Below are 12,601 nucleotides of genomic sequence, written 5' to 3'. Positions count from 1 at the left end.
ACCTTCGGACCTGAAGGTCCTTCGAACCTCCGGAAGGAACCCATGGCCATGGACGCCATCTCCGTCATCCGCACCAAGCGGGACCGCGGTGAGCTGAGCGACGAGCAGATCGACTGGGTCATCGACGCGTACACGCGGGGCGAGGTCGCCGACGAGCAGATGTCCGCACTCGCGATGGCCATCCTGCTCAACGGCATGAACCGCCGCGAGATCGCCCGCTGGACGGCGGCGATGATCGCGTCGGGCGAGCGCATGGACTTCTCGTCCCTCTCCCGCCCGACGGCCGACAAGCACTCGACGGGCGGCGTCGGCGACAAGATCACGTTGCCGCTGGCCCCGCTGGTCGCCGCGTGCGGCGCGGCGGTCCCGCAGCTGTCGGGCCGGGGCCTCGGCCACACGGGCGGCACGCTGGACAAGCTGGAGTCGATCCCGGGCTGGCGCGCCCTGCTGTCGAACGAGGAGATGCTGTCCGTCCTGGACGGTGTCGGCGCCGTGATCTGCGCGGCGGGCGACGGCCTGGCACCCGCGGACAAGAAGCTGTACGCGCTCCGCGACGTGACGGGCACGGTGGAGGCCATCCCCCTGATCGCCTCCTCCATCATGTCGAAGAAGATCGCGGAGGGCACGGGCTCGCTGGTCCTGGACGTGAAGGTCGGCTCGGGCGCCTTCATGAAGACCCTGGACGACGCCCGTGAACTGGCGCGGACGATGGTGGGCCTCGGCACGGACCACGGCGTGAAGACGATCGCGCTGCTGACCGACATGTCGACCCCGCTGGGCCTGACCGCGGGCAACGCGTTGGAGGTCCGCGAGTCGGTGGAGGTCCTGGCGGGCGGCGGTCCGGCTGACGTGGTGGAGCTGACGATCGCCCTGGCCCGCGAGATGCTCGACGCGGCCGGCGTGAAGGACGCGGACCCGGCGAAGGCCCTGGCGGACGGAACCGCGATGGACGTCTGGCGCCGCATGATCGCGGCCCAGGGCGGCGACCCGGACGCGCCGCTGCCGACGTCGAAGGAGCAGCATGTGATCAAGGCCCCGTCCTCGGGTGTCCTGACCCGCCTCGACGCCTACGACATCGGCGTCGCCGCCTGGCGCCTCGGTGCGGGCCGCGCCCGCAAGGAGGACCCGGTGCAGGCGGGGGCGGGCGTGGAGATGCACGCCAAGCCGGGCGACACCGTGACGGAGGGCCAGCCCCTGCTGACCCTGCACACGGACACGCCGGAGCGGTTCGCGTACGCGCTGGAGGCGGTGGAGGGTTCGTACGACATCACGGCGGGCGGGGCGGACTTCACGGCGTCGCCGGTGGTGCTGGAACGTATCGCCTGACCAGGTGTTTTCCCTTTCGGGTGAACGGGATCGGTGGACCGCTGCCGATCCCGTTCGGCATGCTGGGATCGGTGACGCACCGATAGGAGACCGCCATGAGCGCACTCACCGTCAGCCACGACCCTGAGCAGAGCTGGGACGAGCTCGTCCGGTTCTGGGAGGAGATGGAATGGCCTGAGGGCAGCAAGGTGGAGATCATCGAGGGGATCATCACCGTGTCACCTGCTCCTGCGTCCCGCCACAACGTCATCGCAGAACGCATCCAGCGTCGCCTCTACTCAGTCATCCCCGACGACTGGGGGGTCTTCCAGACATTGGCCATCGCCGTGCCGTCGCGGCTGGGCATGCTCATCCCGGACCTTGTAGTGGCTCCGGTGCCGCAGTGCGCGGAGACGGACACCCACATTCCGGCGGCTCTCGCGGAACTCGTAGTCGAGGTCACGTCCAAGGCCGACGCGCGCCACGACCGTGTCAGCAAGCCCGCCGCCTACGCCACCGCCGGCATCCCGTTCTACCTGCTCGTCGACCGTTGGGCCCCTGACGGCCCTACCGCGACGCTTTACGGAGATCCGAAGAGCGACGTCTACCGCCCACTGAGCACCGCCAAGTTCGGCGAGGCCATCAAGCTTCCGGCTCCCTTCGACGTCATCATCGACACCAGCGAGTTTCCGGTCGACTAGAGGTACGGCCGCCAGCCGATGAGTTGGCGGCGTCCGCCCGGTCCACCCTCCGTGGACGCCAAGACACCCCCCGTACTCGTGCTGGCCGGACCCGTCGCCCCCGACGAGGTGGCGCAGCTCGGCGACGACGTGCGAGCGCTGCTGGAGACCACCGGCACCGGGGTCGTCGTATGCGACGTCGGCGCCCTCAGGCCCGTGCGGCTCGCCACCGTCGACGTACTGGCCCGCCTTCAGCTCGTCGCCCGGCGGGCCGGGGGCCGCATTCGGCTGCGCGACCCGGCGCCCGCCCTGCGCGCACTACTGGACCTCGTCGGCCTCCCCATCGAGTTCGAGGGGCAGCCCGAACAGCGGGAACCAGCGCTGCGTGTCGAGGAAGCAGTGGAACCCGGTGATCCGGCCGGCTGATGTCTCCAGCACCTGCACCGCCCAGGCCGTGAAGCCGCCCTTCTCCGGGTCCGGCTTGTACTGGGCGAAGCCCGGCAGGCCGTTCACCGCGACCGGCACCAGCCGCGAGCCCGCGCAGGCGGCGCCGAGCGTGGTCATGAAACCGGTGATGTCCGAAGTGCCGCGCAGCCACAGGTCGAACGGCGGCATCGTCATCACCGCGTCCTCGTGCAGCAGGGCCGTCAGCGCCGCCATGTCGTACCCCTCGAAGGCCGCCACATAGCGCTCGAGGAGTTTCTTCTGCTCCTCGTCGAGGGGATCGGAGACGACCGCGTCGGACCCCTCGCCACTCTTCTCCGAGAGAGTGGCCCGCGCCCGCTGCAACGCACTGTTGACCGACGCCACCGAGGTGTCGAGCAGCTCCGCGACCTCGCTCGCCCTCCAGGCCAGCACCTCCCGCAGGATGAGGACCGCGCGCTGCTTGGGCGGCAGCTGCTGCAGGGCCGCCATGAAGGCCAGGCGGACGGACTCCTTGGCGACGGCCGCCTCCGCCGGGTCCCCGGTCGTCGGCAGCACCCGCGCGTCGGGCATCGGCTCCAGCCACGTGTGGTCCGGGCGCGGGGAGAGGGCGGCCCGCTCCAGCGGCGAGGCCTCGGTCAGGTCCATCGGGCGGGCCCGCTTGTTTCCCGCGTTCAGCATGTCCAGGCAGACGTTCGTCGCGATCCGGTACAGCCAGGAGCGCAAGGAGGAGCGGCCCTCGAACTTCTCGTAGCTCCGCCAGGCGCGGACCATCGTGTCCTGCACCGCGTCCTCGGCCTCGAAGGACGAGCCGAGCATGCGGTAGCAGTACCCCGTCAGCTCGACCCTGTGCTTCTCCAGCCGGACGTCGAGGTCCTCCACCGTCGCCGTGCCCTCACCCATGGTCCACCCACCCCTGTGGCCGTTCCTGTCGCGCGCCGTTGCGCCCCAGCACTTCGGAAGCTACAGCAGCCCACTGACAACGGCTCGCGGAGTGAGGGAAAGCGCAGGTCGGGCCCGAGACGAGGACGACCCTCGGGCCGGGCTCAGTGCGCCGGCACCGGCTCCCGGCGCGCGGCGATGCGGGCCGCCCGCGACCCGAACAGGGTGATCACCACGACGCCCGCGACCGCCAGCACGCCCATGCCCACCGTTCCGGCCCAGCCCTCCGCGTGGAACGCGACCGCGCCGAGCGTGCTGCCCGTGCTGGAGCCGATGTAGTACGCGGACTGGTAGAGCGCGGACGCCTGCGCGCGTCCCTCCTTCGCCGTGTGGCTGACCGCCGACGACGCCACCGCGTGACCCGCGAAGAACCCGGCGGTGATCAGGACCAGGCCCAGCAGGACCAGGGGGAGCGAGGGCGCCAGGGAGAGCAGCAGGCCCGCCGTGGTCGTGCCGCCCGCCAGGTACAGGGCCCCGCGGCGGCCCAGACGGCCCACCAGCCGCCCCGCCGTCGACGCCGACACCGTGCCCACCAGGTACACCAGGAAGACCGAGCCGATGATGCCCTGCGGCAGCCCGAACGGCGCCTCCGTCAGGCGGTAGCCGATCACGGTGTAGACGCCGCCGAACACCATCATGAACAGCGCGCCGATCGCGTACAGCCGGCGCAGCAGCGGGTTGGCGAGGTGGTCGCGGACCGTGCGGGCCAGCACGCGCGGGCGCAGCGAACCCGCCGTGAAGTGCCTGGGCGCCGGCAGCAGCAGGCGGAACGCCACCGCGCAGGCGACCGCGATCACGCCGACCGTGCCGACGGCAATCCGCCAGCCCCACTCCTGCGCGACCCAGCCGGTGATGATCCGGCCGCTCATCCCGCCGACGCTGTTCCCGGCCACGAACAGCCCGATCGCCGTGACCAGGGCCTTGGGCCGGACCTCCTCGGCCAGGTACGCGGTCGCCGACGCCGGCAGCCCGGCCAGCGCCGCGCCCTGCACCGCCCGCAGCACGATCAGCGAACCCAGCGACGGGGCGAAGGGGACGAGCAGTCCGACGGTCACCGCCACGGCCAGCGACGCCGTCATCAGCGTGCGCCGTCCGAAGCGTTCGGACAGGGCGCTCATGGGGAGGACGAACAGCGCCAGCGCGCCGGTCGCGCCGGACACCGTCCAGCTCGCCGCGCTCGCCGTCACCCCGAAGTCGCGGGAGACGAGCGGCAGCAGGGCCTGCGTGGAGTAGAGGAGCGCGAAGGTGGCGACCCCGGCGAGGAAGAGCGCGAGGCTCATCCGGCGGTGGCCGGGGCCACCCGGGGTCATCCGCGAGTCGGGGACGGGAACAGTGACGGCATCGGCGTCCACGGTGGTGGACGCCCCGGTATCGGCAGCAGGCATGCCTCGAACGTACGGACACGACCGCTGATCCGTCCAATGCACAGAACCGCCATAATCGTTCCCATGGTGCATCAGCAGAGGTCAGCCGCTCGCCTGTCATCGTTCAGTGACACAAGTGACGCAGAAGACATCGTCACGCTGCTCGCGCCGCGCCTCGCGTACTTCGCGGGCGTCGCCCGCACCGAGCACGTCACACGCGCCGCGCAGGAGATGCAGGTCCCGCAGTCCACCCTGTCCCGGGCCCTCGTCCGGCTCGAGGAGGACCTGGGCGTGGAGCTGTTCGCCCGGCGCGGCCGCACGGTCTCGCTCACTCCGGCGGGGCGCACGTTCCTCGCCTCCGTCGAGCGCGCCCTCGCCGAGATCGAACGGGCCGCGGAGGAGGTGCGCGCGGACGCCGACCCGGCCGTCGGCAAGGTCGCCTTCGGCTTTCTGCACACGATGGGAGCCGAGACCGTGCCCGGGCTGATCCACGCCTTCCGCGCCGACCATCCGCGCGTCCGCTTCAGCCTCGTCCAGAACTACGGCGAGGCGATGCTGGAGCGGCTGCGGGCGGGGGAGCTGGACCTGTGCCTGACCTCTCCGGTGCCGGACGCGCCCGATCTGGTCGCCCGGCGCCTCGACGAGCAGAAGCTGCGGCTCGTGGTGCCCGCCGACCACCGGCTCGCCGGCCGCAGGCGCGTGCGGCTCGCGGAAGCCGCCGACGAGACGTTCGTGACCCTGGAGCCCGGATACGGGATGCGGCGCATCACCGACGACCTGTGCCGCGAGGCGGGGTTCAAGCCGCGGATCGCCTTCGAGGGAGAGGAGGCCGAGACGCTGCGCGGATTGGTCGCCGCGGGACTGGGGGTGGCTCTGCTGCCACCGCCGGCCGTGCCTCGGCCCGGAGTCGTGGAGCTCACGGTCACCGCGCCGCGGGCGGCGCGGGAGATCGGCGTGGCGTGGCTTGCGGGGCACGTGGACACGCCGCCGGTAGCGGCCTTCAAGAAGTTTCTGTTGTCGAGGAGGGGGCGGCTTCTGCCCGACTGAGGGCACAGGTTCTTCGTGGTCGCTCGCGGTGGCGCGGCGGAGCCGCGGTCGACGCAGTCCCGCGCCCCTCAGGGGACGCCGCCCGCTCACCTCCTCAACGACCTGCCGAACCCCGCGGCCAACGGCATCCTCAACCCCAGCGGCGGCGGAGCCGCCAGTGCGTCCTGGACCGGGCGGGAGAACGCCCGTCCGAACAGCGACCCCATCACGAAGTCCTCGGCCAGGGCGTGGACTTCCGAGCGGTACTGGTGCAACGCATGCCCGTCGGAATGGACTTCGAAGCGGCAGATGTCGCGGTTCGCCTTCTTCGCACGTGCCGCCAGGCGGAACGACAGCTCCGGGTCCGTGCGTTCGTCGTTCGTGCCGTGCACGATCAGCACCCGGCGTCCGGCGAGCTGCTTCACCGGTTCGGGTGGGGCCGCCACGTCCTCCTCGGGCAGCCAAGGGGACAGCGCGACAACGGAGTTGACGGCCGTGTGCCCGGACGCGTGCAGCGCCGCCCGGGCGCCCATGCCCACGCCGACCAGACAGACGGGCACGTCCCCGTAGCGGCGGACGACTTCCTCGGCGGCCCAGTCGGCATCCTGCGCCAGATGCGCCTCGCTGCCGTTCCACCCCCGGTAGCGGTAGTGCACGACATGCGTGACCAGGCCTTCGCCGTGCCCGGCCCGGGTCAGCCGGCGGCCGAGCGCGCGGACCGAGGCCGTGGCCATCACAGGGAGCGGTCTTCGGGAGGACATCTCGTCACCGCCGGGGAGCAGCAGCACCGCACCGCTCACCGCCGTCGGTTCCGGGCCGAGCGTCCTCCCCAGCCGGGCCCTGCGAACCGGCGTCGCTTGATGTGCCATGACAGAACAGTGTCAGAAGCGACGGTGTACGAAACCTGGCCGACGGGTCACCTTTGCGTATCGACGCCTTGCCGCACCCCGTGCTCTACGCGCGTAGGGCGTATGGTGCGGCAATGACGAGCCAGCACCAGAACACCCCGAGCTGGGACCAGATCCGCCGGGCTCCCAAGGTCCTGCTCCATGACCACCTCGACGGTGGCCTGCGCCCCGGCACCATCGTCGAACTCGCCCGCGACACCGGGTACTCCCACCTCCCCGAGACCGACCCGGACAAGCTCGGCGTCTGGTTCCGCGAGGCCGCCGACTCCGGCTCCCTGGAGCGGTACCTGGAGACCTTCTCCCACACCGTCGGCGTGATGCAGACCCGCGAGGCGCTGGTGCGCGTGGCCGCCGAGTGTGCCGAGGACCTCGCCGAGGACGGTGTCGTCTACGCAGAGGTGCGGTACGCACCCGAGCAGCACCTGGAGGGCGGCCTGACCCTGGAGGAGGTCGTCGAGGCGGTCAACGAGGGCTTCCGGCTGGGCGAGCGGCGGGCCAAGGCGGCCGGCCACCGCATCCGGGTCGGCGCCCTGCTCACCGCCATGCGGCACGCCGCCCGCGCGCTGGAGATCGCCGAACTCGCCAACCGGTACAGGGACCTGGGTGTCGTCGGCTTCGACATCGCCGGAGCCGAGGCCGGGTACCCGCCCACCCGGCACCTCGACGCCTTCGAGTACCTCAAGCGGGAGAACAACCACTTCACCATCCACGCCGGGGAGGCCTTCGGGCTGCCGTCCATCTGGCAGGCCCTGCAGTGGTGCGGCGCCGACCGGCTCGGGCACGGCGTGCGCATCATCGACGACATCCAGGTCCTTCAGGACGGCACGGTCAAGCTCGGGCGCCTCGCCTCCTACGTACGCGACAAGCGCATCCCGCTGGAGCTGTGTCCGAGTTCCAACCTCCAGACCGGGGCCGCCGACTCGTACGCCGACCACCCCATCGGGCTGCTGCGGCGGCTGCATTTCCGGGCCACGGTGAACACGGACAACCGCCTGATGTCGGGGACGAGCATGAGCCGGGAATTCGACCACCTGGTCGAGGCATTCGGTTACACGCTCGACGATCTTCAGTGGTTCTCCGTCAATGCTATGAAGTCAGCATTCATTCCTTTCGATGAACGACTGGCGATGATCAATGACGTCATCAAGCCGGGATACGCCGAGTTGAAGTCCGAATGGCTGTTCCAGCAGACCGCCTCCACCAGGGGTTATGAGACGTCCGAAGGCTGATGGAGGGCTTTTTCGACACGGCCGGGCGATCATCGTCCGGCCGTATTCGTATGTTTGCGGAGCCCGTCGGCACGTGTTTACGGTTTTGGACCGCTCAGATCTCCGTCAACGGACCCAAGGACGCGTTCAACATGAAGCAGTCTGCTGCCAGGACCCTCGGTGTCGCCGCCCTCGGCGCCGCCTTCGCCGCCGCGGGCGCGGGTGTCGCGAGCGCGGCCCCCGCCGTGCCGGACACCGCCGCACTGGACTCCGTCACCCAGGCGCTGCCGGTGGGCAACGTCGCCAAGACGCTGCCCGGCGCCGACCAGGCGCTCGGCCAGGGGCAGAACGCACTCGGCACCGTGGTGGCCGCCGCGCAGCCCGCCGCCGAGAAGGCCCTCCGCAACGGCCCCGTCGCACCGGCCGCCGGGCTGCTCGGCGGGCTGCCGGTGCAGGGACTGCCCACGCACGGCCTGCCGGTGAACGGCATCCCGCTGGGCTGAGGGAGCACGCCCCCACGACCACGATGGGCGCCCCGCTCGGGGCGCCCATCGGTGTGCCTGCGACCTCCGTGGTCACCAGGCGGTGCCGGCCGCCGCCTTGTCCTCCGAGGGGAAAAGAATCCACAGGGCTATGTAGAGCAGGAACTGCGGGCCCGGGAGCAGGCAGGACAGCAGGAAGATCACGCGCATCGTGGTCGCGGAGGTGCCGAAGCGCCGTGCCAGCGCTGCGCACACTCCGCCGATCATCCGTCCGTGGGTGGGGCGGGCCAGGGCGGTCATGGTGGCTCCTTCGCGAACCGTGGTGGAACCCCGCTCCGGCGACTGCCGGAAGTCCGGGGCCGGCGCCCAACTCCTCGGCGCTTTCGACATGTTCCACGCTACGGGGGCGAAGCGGACGAAGCGTCACTCTACGGAGCTATCCCGACCCTGGGAATCGTCGGGGTCCGACCCTGAGCGGGCTCCTCCCGGGGGTGGGAGCCCAGACCGCGGGACTCCATCCGCCGGCGCAGCCGGAACCGTGCCACGGGCACGACCAGCAGGTGCGCCAGCGCCACCCCGACCGTGTTCAGCAGGATCGCGTCGATGTCCACGACCTGTCCGGGCACCCCCGTCTGCAGCAGCTCGATGCCCACGGAGATCAGAGTGCCCGCGGCGACCGTACGGGCCAGCGAGGCGAGCGGGGAGACGACGAGCCGCCCGCCCGCCGTGGGCAGCAGCACCCCTAGCGGTGCGAGCAGCGCGAGCCCCTTGCCGATACGGTGGGCGGCCACCGGCCAGCCCAGCGCGAGATCGGCTCTGATACCGGCGAACGGATGCAGGTTGGCGGGCCTCACCCAGGGCACGTCCAGCGGGCGCAGCGTGAGCCAGGCGACGAGCGCGAGGTGTGCGACGAGGAGGACACCCCCTGCCACACGGACGCGGATCGCGGCGCTGCCGCCGATTGAGCCTTGACGCTGCACGCCCCCCTAGACGCCGCTCCCGGCACGATCGGTTCCCCTTTGTGACGGCCCGCTCACCTCAGGGGCGCGCCCCGCGGTTCACTCGCCGGTCAGCTCGATCGACGGCGGCGCCATCGCCCCCGGGTGCGAGCGCATCTGAGCCGTGCACCGGTAGCGGCGCAGCGGCCGGTCGTCGGGCCCGCCGAGGACGACCGTCCCGTCGTCGGCGGCGGTCGCCTCCGAGTCGGCGAACGTGCAGACGATCTGCCCGAGGGCGGAGGAGGTGAGGTCCTGCAGGCGGCCGCTGAGCCGGAACGTGCCCTCCGGGTCCTTGCCGCGCGGGCCGTTCACCGTGATGCCGCCGACCACGTCCGTCGTGTAGCCGGCCTGCTTCTCCGCGGGCGACGGCGTCATGGCGAGCTGGTCGAGCAGCCCCTGCGCCACCAGCACCCGGCGCTGCCGCTCGGCCGTGCCGTCCGGGATGTGCACGGAACGGTCCACCGTCACCAGCTGCGAGGCGCACAGCAGGAAGACCTGGACGGGAACGCCGCGGCCCGCCTGCGTGGCCAGGTCCGCACCCGACAGCGCGCACGGCACCCGGGACGGCGCCGGCCCGAAGTCCGTCGGCACCTGGGTGGCCCGGATCCCGCACCCGGCCAGCAGCGCGGCCAGCAACGGCACGGCGAGCCAGTGGCGTGCGCGGCGTACCGCCGCCGGGTGTGTGCCGCGTGGGGTCACTCGGCGTCCGCCCGGCAGCACCGCCGGGCGAAGGCCCCGTATCGCCGTCAGGCGTCCGCGCCGTGCCCTCATCGCGCCTTCTCCTCGGTGCCGTTCCCGTTCTGCGTCTCCTGCTCGATCAGCATCGACGCGTCGCGCGGCAGGCGCAGCGTGAACACCGCCCCGCCTTCCGGGGAGTTGGCGGCGCTGATGCTGCCGCCGTGGATGTGTGCGTTCTCCTGCGCGATGGACAGACCGAGGCCGCTGCCCTCGGAGCGCGGGCGGGAGGCGCTCGCCTTGTAGAAGCGGTCGAAGACGTGCGGCAGGACGTCCTCGGGGATGCCGGGGCCGTGGTCCCGCACCCGGATGAGCAGCTCCTCGCCCTCCTCGCGCACCGAGACCCGTACGGGCGAGCCCCCGTGCTTGAGCGCGTTGCCGATCAGGTTCGCGAGGATCACATCGAGGCGGCGCGGGTCCAGGCGGGCCATGATGCCGCGCTCGGCATCCAGCTCGACGGCGTCCAGCCAGGCGCGGGCGTCGATGCACGCGGTGATCTGGTCGGCGATGTCCACGTCGTCCAGGACCAGCCGGGCCGTGCCCGCGTCGAAGCGGGTGACCTCCATCAGGTTCTCGACGAGGTCGCCCAGCCGCCGGGTCTCGCTGACGACCAGCCGCACGGCCGGTTCGATCATCGGGTCCACGCTGCCGGTCTCCGCGTCCAGTTCCTCCTCCAGCACCTCCGTGACGGCCGTGATCGCCGTCAGCGGCGTCCGCAGCTCGTGGGACATGTCGGCGACGAAGCGGCGGGAGGCCTCCTCGCGGGCGCTCATGTCGGCGACCGTCTTCTCCAGGGACTCGGCGGCGCGGTTGAACGTCCGTGACAGCTCGGCCAGTTCGTCCGTGCCCGACACCCGCAGCCGGGTGTCCAGCTTGCCCTCGCCCAGGCGCCGGGCCGCGATGCCGAGGCGGTGGACCGGCTTGAGCACGGTCGTGGCGGCGGCCTGCGCGAGCAGCGCCGAGCCGATCAGCGCGAGACCGGTGGCGATACCGAGCGACCAGGCGAGCGAGTCGAGATCCTTGGCCTCCGGCTCCAGGGACTTGAGCATGTAGCCGGTCGTACCGCCGCCGATCACCTTGGCGCCGCCCACCAGGTACGGCTTGCCGCCCTCCACGATCCGCTGCCAGTACAGGTGGTGGGCGTACTTGTTGGTGGAGGACACCTTCTGCTGTTTGTCGACGGCCTTCCGCAGCGACGGCGGCACGTCCTCCAGCGTGAAGGAGTCCAGGTCGGAGTTGCCGACGACCGTCTTCCCGCGCTCGTCCCGCGCGATCAGCAGGACACTGAAGCGCTGGCTGCTGTTCGCCATCTGGCCGGCGGTGCGCTGCAGCTCGTCCTGCGTCGGATGCGGCGGCAGCGAACTCGCGTGGTTCTGCATCTCCTGCTGGAAGTCGCGCAGCACCGCGTCCTGGGCGCGGGTGAGCACGGCCTCACGGTTCAGCCAGTACGCGATGCCGGACGCCGACACGGCGGCGGTCAGCGCCACGAGCCCGAACACCACGACCAGGCGCAGCCGCAGGCTCGTGAAGCGCAGACGGGACTGCACGGTCCTGCGAGCCGCGGCCCAGCCGCGGATCCCCCCTGCTGAATCGGTCACTGAGGGGCGTCCAGCCGGTATCCGACCCCACGGACCGTACGGATGAGCGTGGGCGAGGACGGTACGTCCTCCACCTTGGCGCGCAGCCGCTGCACACATGCGTCGACCAGCCGCGAGTCGCCCAGGTAGTCGTGCTCCCACACCAGCCGCAGCAACTGCTGCCGGGACAACGCCTGTCCGGGCCGCCGGCTCAGTTCCAGGAGCAAACGCAGCTCGGTCGGGGTCAGCTGCAGGTCCTGGCCGTTCTTGGTGACGGTCATCGCGGCCCGGTCGATGACCAGGCTGCCGAAGGCCGCCGAGTCGTTGGACTCGCGCTCCCCGCGGCGCAGCACGGCCCGGATCCGGGCGTCCAGCACCCGTCCCTGCACGGGCTTGACGACGTAGTCGTCGGCGCCGGACTCCAGCCCGACCACGACGTCGATGTCGTCGCTGCGCGCGGTCAGCAGGATGATCGGCAGCTGGTCGGTGCGCCGGATGCGCCGGCACACCTCGAACCCGTCGATGCCGGGCAGCATCACGTCCAGCACGATCAGGTCCGGCCGCTGCTCGCGCAGCAGCTTCAGACCGTCCTCGCCGGTGGCAGCGGTGGCCACACGGTGTCCCTGGCGCGTCAGTGAGAGCTCCAGGGCCGTTCGGATGGCGTCGTCGTCCTCGATCAGCAACAGGGAAGGCACGGGGTCATTCTGGCCCATGCCGTGGCCGTGTTTCGACTGTCGGGCTGCTCCGGCCCTCCCGACCGGCAGGGCGCCACTGCACGCCATACCTGCGTAGCCGTATCGCCCTTCTCTGTGAGCCGGCTGTGGCACGGCAGCGGGCGACCCCTGTGACAGCTCTGTGACAGTCGACGGACACGGCCATGAACTGGCCCGGGCAAGCTCTTCGGCACAGGCAAGGAAGCGAGCCGACGACCGGGACTCCACGACGGGGGGCGC

The 12,601-nt window shown here is 71.4% G+C and carries 14 protein-coding genes; 6 read left to right on the top strand and 8 right to left on the bottom strand.

Going from position 1 to position 12,601, the window contains the following annotated elements:
• Nucleotides 1-42 precede the first annotated feature (42 nt).
• The 3 genes from ACZ7L1_RS06365 to ACZ7L1_RS06355 all read left to right on the top strand — a co-directional run bounded on the left by ACZ7L1_RS06365 (nucleotide 43) and on the right by ACZ7L1_RS06355 (nucleotide 2,411).
• Complete coding sequence (locus ACZ7L1_RS06365) at nucleotides 43-1,326, top strand: thymidine phosphorylase (RefSeq protein ID WP_471434686.1); 1,284 nt, start codon at nucleotides 43-45, stop codon at nucleotides 1,324-1,326.
• Nucleotides 1,327-1,421: 95 nt separating this feature from the next.
• On the top strand, nucleotides 1,422-2,006 hold the full coding sequence (locus tag ACZ7L1_RS06360) for a Uma2 family endonuclease (RefSeq protein ID WP_471434684.1): 585 nt from the start codon (nucleotides 1,422-1,424) through the stop codon (nucleotides 2,004-2,006).
• 18 nt (nucleotides 2,007-2,024) lie between these two features.
• The gene (locus ACZ7L1_RS06355) at nucleotides 2,025-2,411 is read left to right on the top strand and encodes an STAS domain-containing protein (protein ID WP_471434682.1); all 387 of its coding nucleotides are present in this window, start codon (nucleotides 2,025-2,027) and stop codon (nucleotides 2,409-2,411) included.
• On the opposite strand, the gene ACZ7L1_RS06350 is transcribed toward ACZ7L1_RS06355, so the two are convergent.
• Entirely contained in the window at nucleotides 2,304-3,311 is a 1,008-nt protein-coding gene (locus tag ACZ7L1_RS06350; RefSeq protein ID WP_471434680.1) for a sigma-70 family RNA polymerase sigma factor, read from the bottom strand. The two genes, ACZ7L1_RS06355 and ACZ7L1_RS06350, sit on opposite strands and share 108 nt — an antisense overlap.
• A gap of 143 nt (nucleotides 3,312-3,454) precedes the next feature.
• Nucleotides 3,455-4,735, bottom strand: a complete 1,281-nt coding sequence (locus ACZ7L1_RS06345; RefSeq protein ID WP_471434678.1) for an MFS transporter — start codon at nucleotides 4,733-4,735, stop codon at nucleotides 3,455-3,457.
• Nucleotides 4,736-4,798: 63 nt separating this feature from the next.
• Between ACZ7L1_RS06345 and ACZ7L1_RS06340 the strand changes: the two genes are divergently transcribed.
• Nucleotides 4,799-5,761: a LysR family transcriptional regulator gene (locus ACZ7L1_RS06340; protein ID WP_471434676.1), complete on the top strand. Its 963-nt coding sequence runs from the start codon at nucleotides 4,799-4,801 to the stop codon at nucleotides 5,759-5,761.
• A gap of 86 nt (nucleotides 5,762-5,847) precedes the next feature.
• Here the strand turns inward: ACZ7L1_RS06340 and ACZ7L1_RS06335 are convergent, their stop codons facing one another.
• On the bottom strand, nucleotides 5,848-6,609 hold the full coding sequence (locus ACZ7L1_RS06335) for an alpha/beta hydrolase (RefSeq protein ID WP_471434674.1): 762 nt from the start codon (nucleotides 6,607-6,609) through the stop codon (nucleotides 5,848-5,850).
• A 113-nt stretch (nucleotides 6,610-6,722) separates the two neighbouring features.
• Between ACZ7L1_RS06335 and ACZ7L1_RS06330 the strand changes: the two genes are divergently transcribed.
• Entirely contained in the window at nucleotides 6,723-7,877 is a 1,155-nt protein-coding gene (locus ACZ7L1_RS06330) for an adenosine deaminase (protein WP_471434672.1), read from the top strand.
• A gap of 131 nt (nucleotides 7,878-8,008) precedes the next feature.
• Nucleotides 8,009-8,359 carry an ATP-binding protein gene (locus tag ACZ7L1_RS06325; protein WP_103837400.1) on the top strand — a complete coding sequence of 117 codons (351 nt, stop codon included), beginning with the start codon at nucleotides 8,009-8,011 and terminating at the stop codon, nucleotides 8,357-8,359.
• A gap of 72 nt (nucleotides 8,360-8,431) precedes the next feature.
• Here the strand turns inward: ACZ7L1_RS06325 and ACZ7L1_RS06320 are convergent, their stop codons facing one another.
• The 5 genes from ACZ7L1_RS06320 to afsQ1 all read right to left on the bottom strand — a co-directional run bounded on the left by ACZ7L1_RS06320 (nucleotide 8,432) and on the right by afsQ1 (nucleotide 12,343).
• On the bottom strand, nucleotides 8,432-8,638 hold the full coding sequence (locus ACZ7L1_RS06320; RefSeq protein ID WP_103837399.1) for a PspC domain-containing protein: 207 nt from the start codon (nucleotides 8,636-8,638) through the stop codon (nucleotides 8,432-8,434).
• 128 nt (nucleotides 8,639-8,766) lie between these two features.
• The gene (locus ACZ7L1_RS06315; RefSeq protein ID WP_471434670.1) at nucleotides 8,767-9,318 is read right to left on the bottom strand and encodes a VanZ family protein; all 552 of its coding nucleotides are present in this window, start codon (nucleotides 9,316-9,318) and stop codon (nucleotides 8,767-8,769) included.
• A 78-nt stretch (nucleotides 9,319-9,396) separates the two neighbouring features.
• Nucleotides 9,397-10,107: a hypothetical protein gene (locus ACZ7L1_RS06310; RefSeq protein WP_471434668.1), complete on the bottom strand. Its 711-nt coding sequence runs from the start codon at nucleotides 10,105-10,107 to the stop codon at nucleotides 9,397-9,399.
• Complete coding sequence (locus tag ACZ7L1_RS06305; protein ID WP_471434666.1) at nucleotides 10,104-11,669, bottom strand: ATP-binding protein; 1,566 nt, start codon at nucleotides 11,667-11,669, stop codon at nucleotides 10,104-10,106. Before ACZ7L1_RS06305 ends, ACZ7L1_RS06310 begins: the two co-directional genes overlap by 4 nt.
• Entirely contained in the window at nucleotides 11,666-12,343 is a 678-nt protein-coding gene (gene afsQ1, locus ACZ7L1_RS06300; protein ID WP_471434663.1) for a two-component system response regulator AfsQ1, read from the bottom strand. Before afsQ1 ends, ACZ7L1_RS06305 begins: the two co-directional genes overlap by 4 nt.
• Nucleotides 12,344-12,601: the final 258 nt, after the last annotated feature.

This window comes from Streptomyces sp. NPDC107546 (assembly GCF_055639175.1).
This window is presented reverse-complemented; position numbering and strand designations above follow the sequence as displayed.